Origin of the sequence: Arthrobacter sp. C9C5 (genome assembly GCF_013359735.1) — a bacterium.
Classification (GTDB): domain Bacteria; phylum Actinomycetota; class Actinomycetes; order Actinomycetales; family Micrococcaceae; genus Arthrobacter.
This window is the reverse complement of record NZ_JABFMX010000013.1, coordinates 91464-107391: the sequence shown is the minus strand read 5'-3', so window position 1 is coordinate 107391 and position 15928 is coordinate 91464. Positions and strand designations below refer to the sequence as shown.

Annotated in this window: 13 protein-coding genes; 3 read left to right on the top strand and 10 right to left on the bottom strand. The window is 69.6% G+C overall.

Translation table 11 applies throughout. From position 1 onward, the window contains the following. Nucleotide 1: 1 nt before the first annotated feature. The 5 genes from HNO80_RS11880 to HNO80_RS11860 form a co-directional block, all read right to left on the bottom strand. A complete protein-coding gene (locus HNO80_RS11880) occupies nt 2-1267 on the bottom strand; it encodes an MFS transporter (protein ID WP_175323055.1) in 1266 nt (421 codons plus the stop codon). 76 nt (nt 1268-1343) lie between these two features. Further along, a complete protein-coding gene (locus tag HNO80_RS11875) occupies nt 1344-3026 on the bottom strand; it encodes an ABC-F family ATP-binding cassette domain-containing protein (RefSeq protein ID WP_175323054.1) in 1683 nt (560 codons plus the stop codon). A gap of 21 nt (nt 3027-3047) precedes the next feature. After that, nucleotides 3048-5027, bottom strand: a complete 1980-nt coding sequence (locus HNO80_RS11870; RefSeq protein ID WP_175323053.1) for a penicillin-binding transpeptidase domain-containing protein — start codon at nt 5025-5027, stop codon at nt 3048-3050. An 86-nt stretch (nt 5028-5113) separates the two neighbouring features. Then, nucleotides 5114-5770, bottom strand: a complete 657-nt coding sequence (locus tag HNO80_RS11865; protein WP_175323052.1) for a response regulator transcription factor — start codon at nt 5768-5770, stop codon at nt 5114-5116. Continuing rightward, on the bottom strand, nt 5767-7038 hold the full coding sequence (locus tag HNO80_RS11860; protein ID WP_175323051.1) for a sensor histidine kinase: 1272 nt from the start codon (nt 7036-7038) through the stop codon (nt 5767-5769). Before HNO80_RS11860 ends, HNO80_RS11865 begins: the two co-directional genes overlap by 4 nt. Nucleotides 7039-7236: 198 nt before the next feature. Between HNO80_RS11860 and HNO80_RS11855 the strand changes: the two genes are divergently transcribed. Together HNO80_RS11855 and HNO80_RS11850 are read left to right on the top strand one after the other, a co-directional pair. Further along, nucleotides 7237-8334: an ABC transporter permease gene (locus HNO80_RS11855; protein ID WP_175323050.1), complete on the top strand. Its 1098-nt coding sequence runs from the start codon at nt 7237-7239 to the stop codon at nt 8332-8334. Between the two features lie 60 nt (nt 8335-8394). Further along, nucleotides 8395-9093, top strand: coding sequence for an ABC transporter ATP-binding protein (locus tag HNO80_RS11850; protein WP_175323049.1), 699 nt, complete (start codon nt 8395-8397; stop codon nt 9091-9093). Nucleotides 9094-9110: 17 nt separating this feature from the next. Here the strand turns inward: HNO80_RS11850 and HNO80_RS11845 are convergent, their stop codons facing one another. The 5 genes from HNO80_RS11845 to HNO80_RS11825 all read right to left on the bottom strand — a co-directional run bounded on the left by HNO80_RS11845 (nt 9111) and on the right by HNO80_RS11825 (nt 15119). Further along, nucleotides 9111-10562, bottom strand: a complete 1452-nt coding sequence (locus HNO80_RS11845; protein WP_175323048.1) for a phytoene desaturase family protein — start codon at nt 10560-10562, stop codon at nt 9111-9113. A gap of 5 nt (nt 10563-10567) precedes the next feature. After that, complete coding sequence (locus HNO80_RS11840; protein ID WP_175323047.1) at nt 10568-12037, bottom strand: glycosyltransferase family 87 protein; 1470 nt, start codon at nt 12035-12037, stop codon at nt 10568-10570. 218 nt (nt 12038-12255) lie between these two features. Next, entirely contained in the window at nt 12256-12492 is a 237-nt protein-coding gene (locus tag HNO80_RS11835) for a hypothetical protein (RefSeq protein ID WP_175322973.1), read from the bottom strand. A gap of 569 nt (nt 12493-13061) precedes the next feature. Next, a complete protein-coding gene (locus tag HNO80_RS11830) occupies nt 13062-13646 on the bottom strand; it encodes a histidine phosphatase family protein (protein ID WP_175323046.1) in 585 nt (194 codons plus the stop codon). Beyond that, on the bottom strand, nt 13647-15119 hold the full coding sequence (locus HNO80_RS11825; RefSeq protein WP_175323045.1) for a CCA tRNA nucleotidyltransferase: 1473 nt from the start codon (nt 15117-15119) through the stop codon (nt 13647-13649). A gap of 170 nt (nt 15120-15289) precedes the next feature. On the opposite strand from HNO80_RS11825, the gene HNO80_RS11820 reads away from it, so the two are divergent. Then, entirely contained in the window at nt 15290-15838 is a 549-nt protein-coding gene (locus HNO80_RS11820; protein ID WP_249777310.1) for an NUDIX hydrolase, read from the top strand. Nucleotides 15839-15928 lie beyond the last annotated feature (90 nt).

Here is a 15928-nt window from a genome sequence, read left to right as displayed (position 1 = left end):
CTTACTGCGGGGCGCCGCCAGGATGAGGCGATGACCCTAGTGCTGGATCCCCGGCGGCTGCTGAGCTGGCGCGCAAGGGCCTCGCGGCACCAGCGAGCAGCAGCGCACCCAGAATCGGCACCCCGATGGCCAGCAGCGCCAGCCGGATCCCGGTCAGGTCTCCGAGGTAGCCCAGCAGCGGGGGCCCGGCAAGGAAGGCGATGTAGCCGAGGGTGGACACGACCGATACCCGGGCCGCGGCGTGCCGGGGATCGTCGGCCGCGGCGGACATGCCCATCGGAAAGGCGAGGGCCGCACCCACGCCCCAGAGTGCCGCGCCGGCCGTTGCGAGCCAGATATTGCCGGCGAAGACGAAGAATGCCAGCCCGGCCGCGGCGGCTGCCATGCTGGCCCGCAGCACCGCGACCCGTCCGTAGACGTCGATCGCCCGGCCGCCGAAGAAACGCATGGCCGTCATCGCCAGCACGAAGACGGCGAACAGCAGGGCTCCGGTGGACTGCTGGGCACCCAGGCCGTCCACGGAGGCCTTGGCGATCCAGTCGTTGCCGGCGCCCTCGGTCAGGGTGGCGCCGAGGACGACGACGCCGATCAGTAGGGTGCGGCCGTCCCGCCAGGCCGAGGCGGCGCGCGGAGGCGTGGCCTCGCCGGCAGCGGGCGGCTGCTCCGGCGTGTGCGGCAGGAAGTACCGCGGCGCGATCAGGGTCGCGGCGGCCACCACGGCGGTGATCGCGAGCAGGTGTTCCGGCAGCCCGATGCCGAGCGTCGACAGACCGGCACCGACCAGCGCGCCCACGAACGCGCCGCCGCTGAACGCGGCGTGGAACTGCGGCATGATGGTCCGGCCCAGCCGGTGTTCGACGTCGGCCCCTTCGATGTTCTGGGACACGTCCCAGAGTCCGATGCCGATCCCGAGGAAAAAGAGCGAGATGGCCGTCCCGGGGACGGCTGCGGCACCGAGCGAGAGCGCCACGCCGGCGCCCGCCACGGCTGCCAGCAGACCGCCGGCGCGCACGGTGTTGCCTGTCCCCAGCCGGCCGACCACGAGCCCGGCGGTCGGCAGCGCGATCAGTGAGCCTACCGCGACGCACAGCAGCAGGCTTCCCATCTGCCCGGAGGAGATGTGCAGGATCTCGGTGACCGCGGGGATGCGGGCGGCCCAGCTGGCGAACACGAGGCCGTTGATCCCGAAGATCAGGAAGGTCGCCGCGGCCGCCGCGTTGAGGTTCGGTTGGCGTTCCGCGAGCGGCGGCTGGGGGCGGGAAGTCATGCCCACCACTCTAGCCGCGGGCGCCGGATCTCTTGCGGGCGGGTAGCAACGCGGGGTCACCCCGCGTTACGTTTGCTCAGCGGACGCGCTCGACGCGTTTTTCGTCCCACACCGGCTCGGCCGATTCGTAGACCTTGCCGTCCGAACCGAAGACCAGGAAGCGGTCGAAGGTGCGGGCGAACCAGCGGTCGTGCGTGACGGCCAGGACCGTGCCCTCGAAGTGGTCGATGGCCCGTTCCAGCGCCTCGGCCGAGTGCAGGTCCAGGTTGTCGGTGGGCTCGTCGAGGAGCAGCAGGGTGGCCCCGGAGAGCTGCAGCAGCAGGATCTGGAACCGGGCCTGCTGGCCGCCGGAAAGGGATTCGTACTTCTGCTCCGACTGCGACGCCAGGCCGTAGCCGTCCAGCGCCCCGGCCGCCGCCTCGCGCCCCAGCCCGGAGCGGTGTTCGTCGCCGCGGTGCAGGATCTCCAGCAGAGTCTTGCCGAGCAGGTCGGGCCGGACGTGGGTCTGGGCGAAGAACCCGGGCCGGATCCGGGCGCCGAGTTTCACGGTGCCCTCGTGCGGGACTTCGGCGATCTCCACATCGGAAACGGGCAGGTGCTCGCGTTCCGGGTCGGTGCCGCCGGTGGCCAGCAGGCGCAGGAAGTGGCTCTTGCCGGAGCCGTTGGAGCCGAGCACCCCGACCCGGTCGCCGAACCAGACCTCGGTGGAGAACGGCTTCATCAGCCCGGTGAGCTCCAGCTTCTCGGCCACGATGGCGCGCTTGGCCGTGCGGCCGCCCTTGAGCCGCATCTGCACGTTTTGCTCGATCGGCAGCGCCTCGGGCGGGCCGGCCTCGAGGAACTTCGCCAGCCGGGTCTGCGCGGCGTGGTACCGGTTGGCCATGTCGGAGCGGAACGCGGCCTTGTTCTTGTACATGTTGACGAGTTCCTTGAGCTTCACGTGCTCCTCATCCCACCGCTTGCGCAGCTCCTCGAAGCGGGCGTTGCGGTCCGCGCGGGCGTCGACGTAGGAGCCGAAGCCGCCGCCGTGGATCCAGGCGCCGGCGCCGTTGATGCCCGGCTCCAGGGTCACGATGCGGCCCGCGGCGTTGTTCAGCAGCTCGCGGTCGTGGCTGATGAAGAACACGGTCTTCTTGGACTCGTTGAGCTTGGCTTCGAGCCAGCGCTTGCCCGGGACGTCGAGGTAGTTGTCCGGCTCGTCGAGCAGCAGCAGCTCGTCGGGTCCGGCGAACAGCGCCTCCAGGACCAGCCGTTTCTGTTCGCCGCCGGAAAGGCTCGACGCCGGCCGGTGCTGCGCGCGGTCGAAGGGCAGGCCGAGGGCGGCCATGCAGACCTCGTCCCAGACGGTTTCGACGTCGTAGCCGCCGGCGTCGCCCCAGTCCACGATCGCCTGCGCGTACTTCATCTGGGTGGGCTCGTCGTCGTGCTCGATCATCGCCAGTTCCGCGTCGTCGACGGCGCGCGCGGCTGCCGCCAGCACGGGCGGGGCCGCGGAGACCAGCAGGTCGCGGACCGTGGAGTCGTCCCGCACCTGGCCGACGAACTGGCGCATGATGCCCATGTTCCCGGAGCGGCCGACCACGCCTTCGTCCGGAACGAGGTCGCCGGAAATGATCCGGAACAGCGTCGTCTTGCCGGTTCCGTTCGGCCCGATCAGCGCCGTCTTGGTGCCGTCCGGGACCTTGAACGTCACCCCGTTGAGCAGCTGGGTGCCGTCGGAGAGGAAGTAGTCGATGCCGGAAACGTCAATATGAGCCACAGAGCAATCTTCCCACGGCCCTTAGCCGGCGGCGGAGGTCAGGAATTCCTTGAGCAGCGGCCCGGAGGTGGTGGCGCCGAGGCCGCCGTCCTCCACGAACACGGCGACCGCGAGGTCCCCGTGCACGGCCACGATCCACGCGTGGGTCTTCGGCGGGTTGTCCTTGCCGAATTCGGCGGTCCCGGTCTTGGCGCCGACGGGGGCGCCGGGCACCGAGGCGAGGAAGTCGGCGTGGCCCGAGGTCACCACTGCTCGCATCATGTCGGCCAGGGACGCCGCTTCCGCGGCGGTCACCGGTTTGCCGGACGACTTTGCGGGCGCCGGGGCGGACGACGACGGCGCGGCCGTCGGACCCGCCGACGGTGCCGGACTTCCCGCGGCAGCTGCGTTCGGGTTGAGCACGAGCTGCGGCGACACGGGCGCGCCCTTGGCGACGGACCCGGCCATGACGGCGGCCGCCAGCGGGGAGAGCAGTACCTTGCCCTGGCCGATCATGGAGGCGGCGTGTTCCGTGCCTTCAGCCTCCCCCGGAACCGATCCCAGGAAGGCCGCGGCGCCCAGAGATGGCGCCTCCACGGCGACGCCGAGGGAGGTGGCCGCGGACTCCAGCTGGGCCTGGCTGACCTTGCCCCGGGCGTTGATGAAGGCGGTGTTGCAGGAATGGGCGAAGGCGTCGCGCAGGGTTACGGACCCCAGCGAGGAGGCGGGGTAGCCCTCGGCATTCTTGAAGGTCCGCCCGTCCACGGTGAGGGTGGGCGGGCAGTCCACTTTGGAGTCCGGGGTCATGCCGTTGCGGAACATGGCGAGCGAGTCCACGATTTTGAAGATGGATCCGGGGGCGTACTGGCCGAGCAGGGCGGTGTCGTAGCCGTTGCTGCCGGGGCCGGAGGCGGCGGCCAGGACCGCGCCGCTGGAGGGGCGGAGCGCGACGACGGCGGACGCCGGACCGACGTCGGCCAGCACGTCCTCGGCCAGCTGCTGCAGCCGCGGGTCCAGGGTGGTCTTGAGCGCGGTTCCGGGCTTCATCGGCTCCTGGAACAGGACGCGGCGGCCGTTGTTGAGCAGTTCCTGCCGTTGTTCCGCGCTCAGGCCCTCGGTCTGGGCGAAGACCTGGATGCCGCTGGTACCGCGCAGTTGGGCGTCGTACTGCTGCTGGAGGCCGCCGGTGCCGGTGGTGTCTCCGGCCCGGAGTGCGCCGCCGGACTTTTCGATCTGCTCGGCGCTGGCCTCACCCACGGTGCCCAGCACGGCGCGGGCGAAGCCGCGTGTGGGGGCGAGTGGCAGCGTGTCCGGGATGGCCCGGGCGCCGGGGATCGCGGCGATTTGTTCATCCGTGATGGTCCGGCCGGCCTGGCGCAGCGTGATCGCGGCGACGAAGGCCGCGGGTCCGGAGGCCGTGACCTGCTTGGTGTACGCGGCGGGGTCCACGCCCACCAGCCGCGCCAGTTTGCCCGCGGGGCCGGCCGGGTCTGCGGCTTCCAGCTGCGCCTTGTCGATGCCGACGTGGACCACCGGCCGGTAGGTGACCAGCTTTGCGCCGCCGGCGCCCAGGATGTCGGCCCGCTGCGGGGTATCGCTCGAGGTGCCGAGGACTTCAGTGTCCGCGAGGCCCGGCACCAGCAGTTCCGGGCTCCACACCGTCTGCCATTTGCCGTCCGCCTTCTTCAGCTGTGCGGACACGGTGTACTTCCACTCGCCCGCGCCGATCTTCCAGCTGTAGTCCAGCGGGACCGTGGCGGTGTCCTTCTCCAGCTTAAGTTCCCCGGCGGCAACGGTGGGTTTTGCCGGGTCAAGCGCCTTGAAGACCGCCTTGAGCCGGTCGTTCGCCTGGCCGGAGTCCTTGCCGTCGAAGGCCACGGAGCCGACGTCGAGCGCGGCGACCGCCGAGGCCAGCTGCTTCGCCGCATCCTGGGCGCCGGACCGGCCGTCGTCGCACGCCACGAGCGAAGCGCCAAGGACCAGACCGACAAGAGCAAGCGAGAGCTTCTGAATTTTCCCCATGGCGCCATTATGCCCCGAGCCGCGGACAGCCTCCGTGTCACAGAGACCAGGCCCGCTGGGCAGGCCGGCAGGCCTCCTATGTATGGCTAGCCCCGGCGGATGATCCGCCGCTGCGCGGCCACGGCAATGGCCGCCGTTCGGTTGTCCACGCCCAGCTTCCCGTAGATGTGCACCAGGTGCGTCTTCACCGTCGCCTCGGAAATGAACAGCTGCCGGGCGATGGCCCGGTTCCCCAGGCCGGTGGCCAGCAGCTCGAGCAGCTGGATCTCACGGGCGGAAAGGGCCGGCTCGGGGTTCCGGATCCGTCCCAGCAGCCGCGCGGCTACTTCCGGCGCCAGCGCCGTCTGGCCCGCAGCGGCAGCCAGGACCGCCTGGCGGATCTGGTCCGGCGGCGCGTCCTTGAGCATGTACCCGCTCGCGCCCGCCTCCACGGCAGCAAGGATGTCCGCGTCGGAATCAAAGGTGGTGAGGATCAGCACGGGCGGCGCCGGCGTCCCGGCCTCGCCGGCTTTGATCCTGCCCGTCGCGGTGACCCCGTCCAGGCCGGCGCCCATCTGCAGGTCCATGAGCACGACGTCGACCGGCTCGCCCAGGGTGCGCAGGCGCGCCAGCGCGGCCAGGGCGGCGGCTCCGTCGGCGGCTTCCGCGGCGACGGTGATGCCCTCGAAGTCCGTGAGCATGGCCCGCAGGCCCGCTCGGACGACGGGGTGGTCGTCGACGAGGAGGACGCGGATTTCGTTCACGGTTCTTCCTTCCCGAGTGGCAGCCGGATGGCCACCACCGTGCCGTCCCCAGGCGCGGACTCGAGATCGATGGTCCCGGCCAGCGCTGCCACCCGGTCCCGTAACGATTTCAGCCCGTAGCCGGATCCGTCCGCCCGCTCCGGCACCGCCGAGGGGTCGAAGCCGGCGCCGTCGTCGAAGATGTCCATGGCCACTTCGGTGCCCAAAAAGGACAGGGTCACCACGGCGGTGCGGGCGTCCGCGTGGGCCCACACGTTGGCGAGGCTGGCCTGCGCGGCACGAAGCAGGGTGGTCCGGTGGGGGTTGGAGAGTTCCGCCGGGGTTCCGTCTATTTCCAGGCGGCAGCGCAGGGCGTTGCCTCGGGCGGCCGCCTCCGTTTCGGTCTGTTCGCACAGCCGGCGCAGGCTGTCCACGAGCGGGTTTTGTTCAAGCTCGGGAGGCTGCAGGCCGCGGACGAAGTTGCGGGCCTCGGCAAGGTTGGCGGCCGCGGTTTCCTGGACGGTCCGGAGCCGGTTCCGGGCCGTCCCGGTGTCGCCGGCTTCCAGCGCCTGTTCGGCCGAGCGTCCCATCAGGACGATGCTGGAGAAGCCCTGGGCCAGGGTGTCGTGGATTTCGCGGGCCAGCCGGGTCCGCTCCGCCAGGGTTCCGGCGTCGTGCTGGCTGCGGGCCAGCTCCGCGCGGGTGCGGCGGAGTTCCTCAGCCGCGAGACGCTGATTTTCTGCCTCCAAATACAGCGCACGGTAGGCCAGGCCGGTGACGACGGCGAATGCTGCTCCGAAACCCGGTCCGAGCAGCATCGGCAGCTGCAGAGCGCTCCCCGGACCGCCGTTGTGGAACCACAGCGCCGTGACCACCAGCAGCGTGCTGGCGGCGATTGCGGCCAGTGCCGGACCCCTGGGCAGCAGGTGCAGCTGAAGGAAGAACAGCGGAAAGGCCAGCCAGACGAAGTCTGCGCTGCCCCAGACCAGCAGCAGCCAGAGCAGGCAGACAGCAGCCAGCCACCACCTGGAATAGGGCCGCGGATCGAAGCGTCCCGGCCGGGCCGAGTGGCGTTTCTCCAGCACCGTTCCCGCAAGGTACACACCGGCAAGGCACAGGACCGCGCCCAGGTTGAGCCAGCCGGCCCCGTGGATCCCGGCGGCCAGCAGCCTGACCAGCGCCACGAGCAGCAGCACGGCGAATCCCACGTGCAGGCTGACCCGCAGGACCCGCAGGATGACGGCCGCGCCCGTGGGGTTCCCCTCCGCCCCGCTGCTTCTGCCGTCCATGCTTTCAGCCTAGCGCCGGGCGGCCCCCCGTTCTCCGGAAACGGGCCGGAACCGGGGCCCGCGGGCCAGGATCAACCTTTTGGTTGACTGCCGGATCAACCCGACGGCCGCGGCGGACCATCCCGAGGCCTGATGGCACGGCCGCCCCGCGCCGCGAGAGTCGAAGGGAGGCCAACCACCACCAGAAAAAGGACACCCATGTTTCTCGCCATCCGCGACATCCGCTTCGCCAAGGGCCGCTTCGCCCTGATGGGCGGCGTCGTCGCCCTCATCACCCTGCTGCTGGTGATGCTCTCCGGACTGACCGCCGGGCTCGGCAACCAGTCGACCTCCGCCATCGCGGGGCTGCCCGCGGACCAGCTCGTCTTCGGCGCACCCGCCGGCGGCAGCCCCGAGGCCTCCTTCACCGAATCCGAGGTCACCGGCGCGCAAGTGGCCGGCTGGTCCGGCCGCGACGGCGTCAGCAAGGCCGAGGCCCTGGGCATCAGCCAGGGCCGGCTGCAGGCCCTCGGGGCCGGGGGAGTCCCTGCCGGGACGGCGAATGTGGCCGTCTTCGGCCTCGGCGCCGGCAGCAGCCTCTCCCCGGCCCCGGTGGCCGAGGGCACCGTGGCGGTCGGGGCCGGCCTGGCCAAGGAGCTGGAGCTCGCCGTCGGCAGCCGGGTCGCGGTGGGAGGCACCGAACTGTCGGTATCGGCCGTGGTTCCGGAGCAGTGGTACTCGCACACCGGCGTCGTCTGGACCACGCTGGCGGACTGGCGGAAGCTGGCCCATCCTGCCGGGAAGGACGCCCTCGGCACCGTGATCGCCGTCAGTTTCGACGACGGCGCCGACGTCGATGTCGCCGCAGCCAACCAGGCCGCCGGAACGGTCAGCGCCACCCGGGCGGGCTCCTTCCAGGCGCTCGGCTCCTACCGCAGCGAGAACGGTTCGCTCATGCTCATGCAGGCCTTCCTCTACGGCATCTCCGCGCTGGTGATCGTGGCCTTCCTGACCGTGTGGACCGTGCAACGCACGCGGGACATCGCCGTGCTCAAGGCCATGGGCGGTTCCTCGGCCTATGTGCTCAAGGACGCCATGGTGCAGGCTGCGGTCGTCCTCGTGGCCGGGGCCGCCGCCGGAGGCACGGCCGGCGTACTCGGCGGCCTGCTCGCCGCCCGGGCAGCCCCGTTCCTCACCACACCGCAAACCACCTTGCTGCCGATCGCCGGGATCGTCGTCCTGGGCCTGGGCGGCGCGGCGCTGGCGGTGCGGGGCATCACCCGTATCGACCCGCTGCTGGCGCTCGGCGGCAACTGACCATCTCCGGCGCTTACCGCCCTTCCCTAAGCACACAAACATTCCTTGAAAGGCATATCTATGGAAACCGCCCTGAAGATCAGCAACGTCACGCTGGAATACCCTGATGGCGACGGGGTCCTGCGGGCCCTCGATGACGTCAGCCTGGAAGTACGCCGTGGCGAATTCGTCTCGCTGGTGGGCCCGTCGGGTTCCGGAAAATCGTCGCTGCTGGCCGTGGCCGCCACCCTGGTCCGGCCCACGGCCGGGTCAGTCGTGGTGGCGGGCCGCGACGCCGGCGCCCTCCCGGACGCGGGCCGGACCGCACTGCGAAGGGACAGCATCGGCATCATCTTCCAGCAGCCGAACCTCCTGCCGTCCCTTACCGCGGCCGAACAACTCGTGATCGCCGCCCATCTGCGGGCCGAGCCGCTCCGCGCTGCGAGGCTCAGGGCCGCGGGGCTGCTGGGCCGGGTGGGCCTCGGATCCGTGCTCGACAAACGCCCCCACCAGCTCTCCGGCGGCCAACGCCAGCGCGTGAACATTGCCCGGGCCCTGATGGCCGACCCCGCGGTGCTGCTGGTCGACGAGCCGACGGCGGCGCTCGACCACGAACGGAGCGCGGAGATTGTCCGGCTGCTCCGCCAGGTCACGGATGAGTTCGGCGTGGCGACCCTGATGGTCACGCACGACACCGGGATGCTTTCCTACACCGATGCCGTGGCGACGATGCGTGACGGCCGCCTTTCCGCAGCCGGAATCTTCGCGCCGGCACCCTAGGCGGGGTCGGCCGGGCCCTAACTTGCCTCTTGGCGGCCCAGCCCGGGGACCGGCATCCCGAACATGTCTTTCAAGGCATGCCGGGCCGCGTGGAGGCCGGGCATGCCGGTCACGCCCGGTCCGGGCGGCGTCGACGAGGAACAAAGGTACAGGCCCGGAATTGGCGTCCGCCACGGCACCGGGCTGAGCACCGGCCGGCGGAACATGCCCCGCAGATCCATCGCGCCGGCACTGAAATCGCCGCCGACGTAGTTCTCGTTGTACTCGGCGAGTTGCGCCGCCGTCGTCACGCGGCAGCCCACCACCAGCTCGCGGAAGCCCGGGGCGAAGCGTTCCAGCTGGGCCGTGACGGCCTCGCCCATGTCCACCGTGGAGCCGGCCGGAACGTGGCAGTAACTCCAGAGGATGTGCCGGCCGGCGGGGGCGCGGCCGGGATCGAAGCGGGAGGGCTGCGAGACCAGGACATACGGCCGTTCCGGGTGCCGGCCGGCGGCCACAAGGTGTTCTGCCTCGGCGGTTTCGGCCCGGGTGCCGCCGACGTGGACGGTGCCGGCGTCGGCGAGTTCCGCAGCGGCCCACGGCACCGGGCCGGAGAGGATGAAATCGACCTTGCAGGCGGCGTTGCCGAAGCGGAACGACTCAAGGGCACGGGTATAGCCTGGCGGCAGGCGGTGGGCGGCAATCCGAAGCAGTCCGGGCGGGGCCACGTCCAGCAGGGTGGCCCGGACCGGGGGCAATTCCGCCAACGAGCCAATCCGCACCCCGGTCTGCACGACACCGCCGTGAGCCTCGATATCCGCCACCATCGCCCGCGCGATGGCCGCCGAGCCGCCCACCGGGATCGGCCAGCCGCCGGCGTGCCCCAGCGCGCCCAGCAGCAGGCCCGCGCCGGCCGCGGGCAGCGTCGGCAGGGGAGCCACGGCATGCGCGGCCACCCCGCTGAGCAGGGCCGGTGCCAGCTCATCCCGGAACCTCGCGCCCCACCAGCGGGTGCCCTGCTCGAGGGTGCGCAGTCCGAACACTGCGGCCGCCACCGGCTGCCGCGGTATCCGCAGCAGCTGGTTCAGCGTCAGATCGGCAACGCCCTCGAGCCGGTCCACCAGCGGGGACATGAGCCGCCGGTAGGCTTCGCCGTCGCGACCCAGGGCCGCCACCGTCCGCTCCAGCGAGCGGTAACCCAGCGCCGCCCGGCCGCCGTCCAGGGGTGCACCATGGGAGAGTTCGGGTACCTCCAGCCGGATCCGGCCGGCCAGCTCGAACTCACGGAAGAAGGGCGAGGCGAGGGCCATCGGGTGCACCGCCGAGCACACGTCGTGGAAGTGTCCCGGCTCGATGAGTTCCGTGGTCCGGAGGCCGCCGCCAACGGAAGCGGCCGCCTCGTAGACGTGCACCGCGAGCCCCGCCCGGGCCATCGTCACTGCTGCCGCCAGCCCGTTCGGACCGGAACCGACGACGGCGACGTCAGGCACGGGACTCAGGCGTCCGCATGGGCGCGCCGCCACGGCAGCACGGACGCTGTCGGGCGCCGCACCTCCAGCCGCAGCCAGTCTGCGGCGCCGTCGAAGGGGCCGCCGTGCGGGTCATCCATGCCGCCGCGGCGGATGACGTCGTAGCTCGGGTCGAGGATGTCCCACACCACACGCGCCATGAGGTAGCCGGTGGCGAGCATGTGGGCGAGGACGGCAAGGACGTAGTACGGCATGTCGATGTTGTGCTGGGTGGCGCCGCCGCTGGTCACCTGGCCCAGGTACATCCAGATGGCGGCCCAGTGCAGGCCCTCAATGGCCTGCCAGATCAGGAAGTCCCGCCATCTGGGCCGTGCCAGCGCCAGCAGCGGAATCAGCCAGATCACGAACTGCGGCGAATACACCTTGTTGGTGAGGATGAAGGCGGCCACGATCAGGAATACCAGCTGGGCCAGCCGCGGCCTCCGCGGAGCCGCGAGGGCAAGGGCGGCGATCAGCACGCAGGCGAACAGGAAGAGGTTGAGGGCCAGGCCGTTGATGACCTCGGCCTCCAGCGGCTTCCAGCCCAGGCGTCCGGCCACCAGGTTGTAGGCGAACCAGGGCGAGCTGTAGCCCGCCGGCCGTGATTCGGTGAACTGGTAAAAGTACTTCCAGCCGGCCGGGTCGCCCGCGGCGGCCGGGATGTTCACGGCCAGCCAGGTCGCGACGGCGGCGCCGGCGGTGACCAGGAAGGCACGGATTTTGCCGGTGCGGAGCGCCAGCAGCAGGACCGCGCCCAGGATCAGCAGCGGGTAGAGCTTGGTCGCGGTGCCCAGGCCAATGAAAAGGCCGGCAAGAAGCAGCTTGTTCCTGGAAAAGAAGTACATGCCCAGGGCCAGCAGCGCGACGGCCCACATGTCCCAGTTGATGAAGCCGGCAAGGACGATGCCCGGGGCCAGGGCCACCATGGCGGCGTCCCAGGACCGGCGTCGGGCGGTGCGTGCGGTGGCCAGCACGGTGACGATCCAGACGGCGGCGATCAGGGTCGCGTTGACGTCGAAGTAGGCCAGAACGCGGGAATTGCTGACGCCCTCACCGGGAACCAGGAGTGCGGTGGCGCCGGCGATGAAGCCCATCAGCACGGGATATTCGAAGAAGCTGCCTGCGGTGACGAAAGGGAAAGCCCCGTCGCCCAGACCGCGGTTCCTGAACAGTTCGGGGAAATCCGAGTAGCAGGTCGCGTAGAACTGGCCGGGGGATACCCAGCCCTTGCTGCGGCAGTAGCCCTTCAGCAGGAGCCCCGCCAGGGCGGCCAAGACGGTGAGCAGGACGAGGACCCGTTCCACGGTGAAGATCCCGGGGGAGACGATGCCGGGGGCCGTGCGGCGGCCGAGCGGGCCACCGATGAGTTCGGTGAAATTCCGCAGCAGCAGGTCGCTGCGGCTTGGGACTACCAGTCGGGTCCGCTTGCGGCTCTCCGGCGGCATTGTCTCCTGCATGCCTCGAGCTTACCGGGGCGGCCGCACTGTGCGGCGGCAGGACCCGGGCTGAAGTCCGGGGATGGCCACGGCGGCAAGACGGCGGCAAGACGGGGGTTAAATGGGGGAGCCCACGCGTCGCCGCGTGGGCTCCTTGCGGATCGGTTCCGATAACTGCCATCAGCTCCTCCTTCGATGGGTGCGTTCCTCCGCCGTGGTCTGGGCCGGAGCGCCGCGCATCAGCGGAGAAGTCCCATCTGATGCATTGCAAGGAAGAGGTCTTCGCGCCGCTGCTCAAGCAGCTGGGCGTTGAATTGGGTCTTGTCCTTGCGCACCGGGTGTGAGTTGAAGATCAGTACGTTCTGCAGTTTTCGGATCATGGTGGTCACCTCCTCCCGGAAGTCTCGGTGGAGACGTTGTTTCCGCGGGTCCCGCAGGGTGGCGGCGGGGGCGGTGGATCTTGTTGCGATAGTCACGGTTGACCTTTCGTTGCTTTCGGAAATGAAAAGTAATTGGGCATGACAATTAAGGCCCTGGAAATGGAGGAATACGGCCCTAATTAGGCAAGGAAGTGCCCGGCGTTAATTGAGGGATTCCGCAAAAGCGGAAGAATGGCCCCTGGACGTGTGGCGCCGCAACCCCAACAAGAAGCTGGGTTCCGAACTATGGGGATGTTGCGCAACCGCGTGGTTCCGCTGGGTCAGACCGTTCCGTGCAGGACATCCCGGAGGGATGGACCTGGCAATCTTTCTGCGCCGGCTTCAGGCCGGGAGCGCGGAAATTAGCAGGCGGGCAGTCCGACCTTCGGGCGCGCAGCAGCGACAGAGGCCGGGGTGGCGGTGAAGGTGTACATCCATCCGCTAGTCAAAGTAATCATTTTCCCAACCTCCTTTTCTGTTCTGCCGTGGCTCCGGCTGACTGGCCGGGCGACGCGCGCCGTGACCCCGGCAAGTCGCTCTGGAGTCAGAAATAAAAATACATCATGAATGTGCCCGTTGGCCACCAAATTCATAAAGATTCTGCAAAATCTTTTCTAAACGGGGTTTTATAGTCCCCATCTGACGACGGCGGGTGTCTTTTTGTCCCAGCCAAGCGTGCATACTTTCGCGGTTCCAAGCACAAAGTGCCGGCCCTCGTGGGCGTCGAGTCCCAGCCACCGGGCAGTAAGGATCCGGGAGAAGTGTCCGTGCGCCACGATCAGCACATTGTCCAGGCCGGACTCGAGCACGCGGGCCACGATCTTATCAGCGCGGGCGGCGACGTCGTCGAGGGACTCCCCGCTGGGAACCCCGTGGGTCCAGATCAGGTAGTCGGGATTGTCCTTGCGGATCAGGTCGGAACTGATGCCCTCGTACTCGCCGTAGTCCCACTCCACGGCCAGGGGCTCCTGCTGGGCGTCCGGGAATCCCGCGAGTTCCGCGGTCCGTCGTGCCCGGCGCAGCGGCGAGGTCAGCACGAGGTCGAAGTCGACGGCGTCGAGCACCTTCCGCGCCTCCACCGCCTGCTGCTCGCCTTCCACCGTGAGCGGAAGGTCGGTCAGGCCGGTGTACTGGCCGCTCTTGGACCACTCCGTTTCACCGTGGCGCAGGATCCAGAGCTGGGGGCGGGGGCCGTTGGAAGGTGCAATCACTTAGGACTCCTCTGTTGGGGAAACGTCGACGGCGGCAGCTTCCGGCTGCGCCGCCCACCATTCGTGCAGCTTGGCTTCGGCCACGGCTGGCTCCAGCGGTCCGTGTTCCATCCGTTCCTCCAGCAGGAACTTGTAGGCCCGACCCACCACGGGGCCCGGTTTGAGCCCCAGCAGCGCCATGATCCGGCCGCCGTCGAGGTCGGGGCGGACGGCGTCGAGGGACTCCTGCTCGCGCAGGGCGGCAATGCGCCCCTCAAGGTCGTCGTACGCGAAGGCGAGCCGCTCGGCCTTGCGCTGGTTGCGGGTGGTCACGTCCGAGCGGGTCAGCCGGTGCAGGCGCTCCAGCAGCGGACCGGCGTCGGTGACGTAGCGGCGGACCGCCGAGTCGCTCCAGCCCGCATCGCCGTAGCCGTAGAAGCGCATGTGCAGCTCCACCAGCTTGGCCACCGCCTTGATGGTGTCGTTGTCGAAGCGGAGCGCCTTCATCCGCTTCGTGGTGAGTTTGGACCCCACCATGTCGTGATGGCGGAAGCTCACCGCGCCGCCGGGCTCGAAGCGGCGCGTGGCGGGCTTGCCGACGTCGTGCATGAGGGCAGCGAACCGCAGCACGAAGTCAGGGCCGGGCACCGGACCGTCAGCCTCCGATTCCAGCGCCGCGGCCTGTTCCAGGACCTGCAGGGAGTGTTGGTACACGTCCTTGTGGCGGTGGTGCTCATCGGATTCGAGGCGCAGGGCGGAGACCTCGGGCAGCACGAACTCCGCCAGCCCCGTCTCCACCAGCAGGTCCACGCCGGTCCGGGGCCGGGGGGCGCAGATGAGCTTGACCAGTTCGTCGCGCACGCGCTCGGCGGAGATAATCTTGATCCGCTCGGCCATTTTGGTCATGGCCTGGCGCACGTCCGGGTGCACGCTCACGCCCAGCTGGGCGGCGAAGCGGGCGGCGCGCATCATCCGCAGCGGGTCATCGGAGAAGGAGTCCTCCGGCGAGCCGGGAGTCGCGAGCGTGGAGGAGTGCAGGTCCCGGACGCCGCCGAACGGATCCACCAGCTCCAGCGTCGGCAGCCGCAGGGCCATGGCGTTGATGGTGAAGTCCCGGCGCAGCAGGTCATCGGTCAGCGAAGATCCAAACGCCACCACGGGCTTGCGCGATTCCGGATCGTAGGCTTCCGCGCGGTAGGTGGTGATCTCGATCTGGAACCCGGCTTTGCGCATGCCGATCGTCCCGAAGGCGCGCCCAATCTCCCAGTAGTTGTCCGCCCACTTCTTGATCAGCGCCACGGTCTCATCCGGCGTCGCGTCCGTGGTGAAGTCCAGGTCCGGCGAGACCCGGCCGAGGAAGAGGTCGCGGACGGGTCCGCCCACCAGGGAGAGTTCGTGACCGGCGTCGACAAAGCGCTGCCCAAGCTCGAGGACCACCGGATCTACCTGGAAATCGACAGTGTGGGAGTCAGTCTGGTGATGTGCGTGCGCCATAGTCTCTTAAGCTTGTCAGAAATCCCGGCCAGCACCACACCATGGCGGTCCCCGATCCGCCGGTGCCCGCGGTGCGAAGAGGCGGGGGCGTCAATCCAGTTTTCCGCCCGGCCACTTTCCTGTCATGTTTAGGTCATCAAGTCCGGGCAAGAGTCGTTAGAGTGGACTTCATGGCCCATCCCGTACCGAGCGCTCCCGGCAGGAGGACAAACGCACCGTTGCCATCGGCAATCGGTGCCAACGTCGCGCCTGTGCAGCACCCGGGACAGGCTTCGCTGCCGACCGTCGAGGAAATCTCCGCCGGCGGCGTCGTGGTGGACACCTCCGACGCCGAGTTGCGGGTCGCCATCATCGCGCGCCTCAACCGGGGCGGCCGCCTCGAATGGTGCCTGCCCAAGGGCCACCCGGAGGGCAAGGAAAGCAACGAGGAGGCCGCGGTCCGTGAAATTGCGGAGGAAACCGGGATCGAGGGCAAGATCCTCGCACCGCTCGGCAGCATCGACTACTGGTTTACCGTCAGCGGGCACCGCGTCCACAAGACCGTCCATCACTATCTGCTGCAGTCCACCGGCGGGGAACTGACGATCGAGAACGATCCGGACCAGGAAGCCGTGGACGTCGCCTGGGTCCCCATCCACGAGCTCGCCCGCAAGCTCTCCTTTCCAAATGAGCGCCGCATCGCGGACCTCGCCCGGGAAGTCCTGCCCGAACACCGCTAAGGCTTCCGCCGGCGGCCGCTCCGCGCCGGACGGCCGGGAATCCGCGCCGCCCGGGTGCCCGGATTACGCACAAAGGCGCGCCCGGGTGAG

Bases quoted from the DNA above. Each gene is read 5' to 3' on its own strand.
- HNO80_RS11825 (WP_175323045.1), bottom strand. From the start codon at position 15,119: ATGGCGCACGCACATCACCAGACTGACTCCCACACTGTCGATTTCCAG.
- HNO80_RS11855 (WP_175323050.1), top strand. From the start codon at position 7,237: ATGTTTCTCGCCATCCGCGACATCCGCTTCGCCAAGGGCCGCTTCGCC.
- HNO80_RS11820 (WP_249777310.1), top strand. From the start codon at position 15,290: ATGGCCCATCCCGTACCGAGCGCTCCCGGCAGGAGGACAAACGCACCG.
- HNO80_RS11880 (WP_175323055.1), bottom strand. From the start codon at position 1,267: ATGACTTCCCGCCCCCAGCCGCCGCTCGCGGAACGCCAACCGAACCTC.
- HNO80_RS11840 (WP_175323047.1), bottom strand. From the start codon at position 12,037: ATGCAGGAGACAATGCCGCCGGAGAGCCGCAAGCGGACCCGACTGGTA.
- HNO80_RS11850 (WP_175323049.1), top strand. From the start codon at position 8,395: ATGGAAACCGCCCTGAAGATCAGCAACGTCACGCTGGAATACCCTGAT.
- HNO80_RS11870 (WP_175323053.1), bottom strand. From the start codon at position 5,027: ATGGGGAAAATTCAGAAGCTCTCGCTTGCTCTTGTCGGTCTGGTCCTT.
- HNO80_RS11860 (WP_175323051.1), bottom strand. From the start codon at position 7,038: ATGGACGGCAGAAGCAGCGGGGCGGAGGGGAACCCCACGGGCGCGGCC.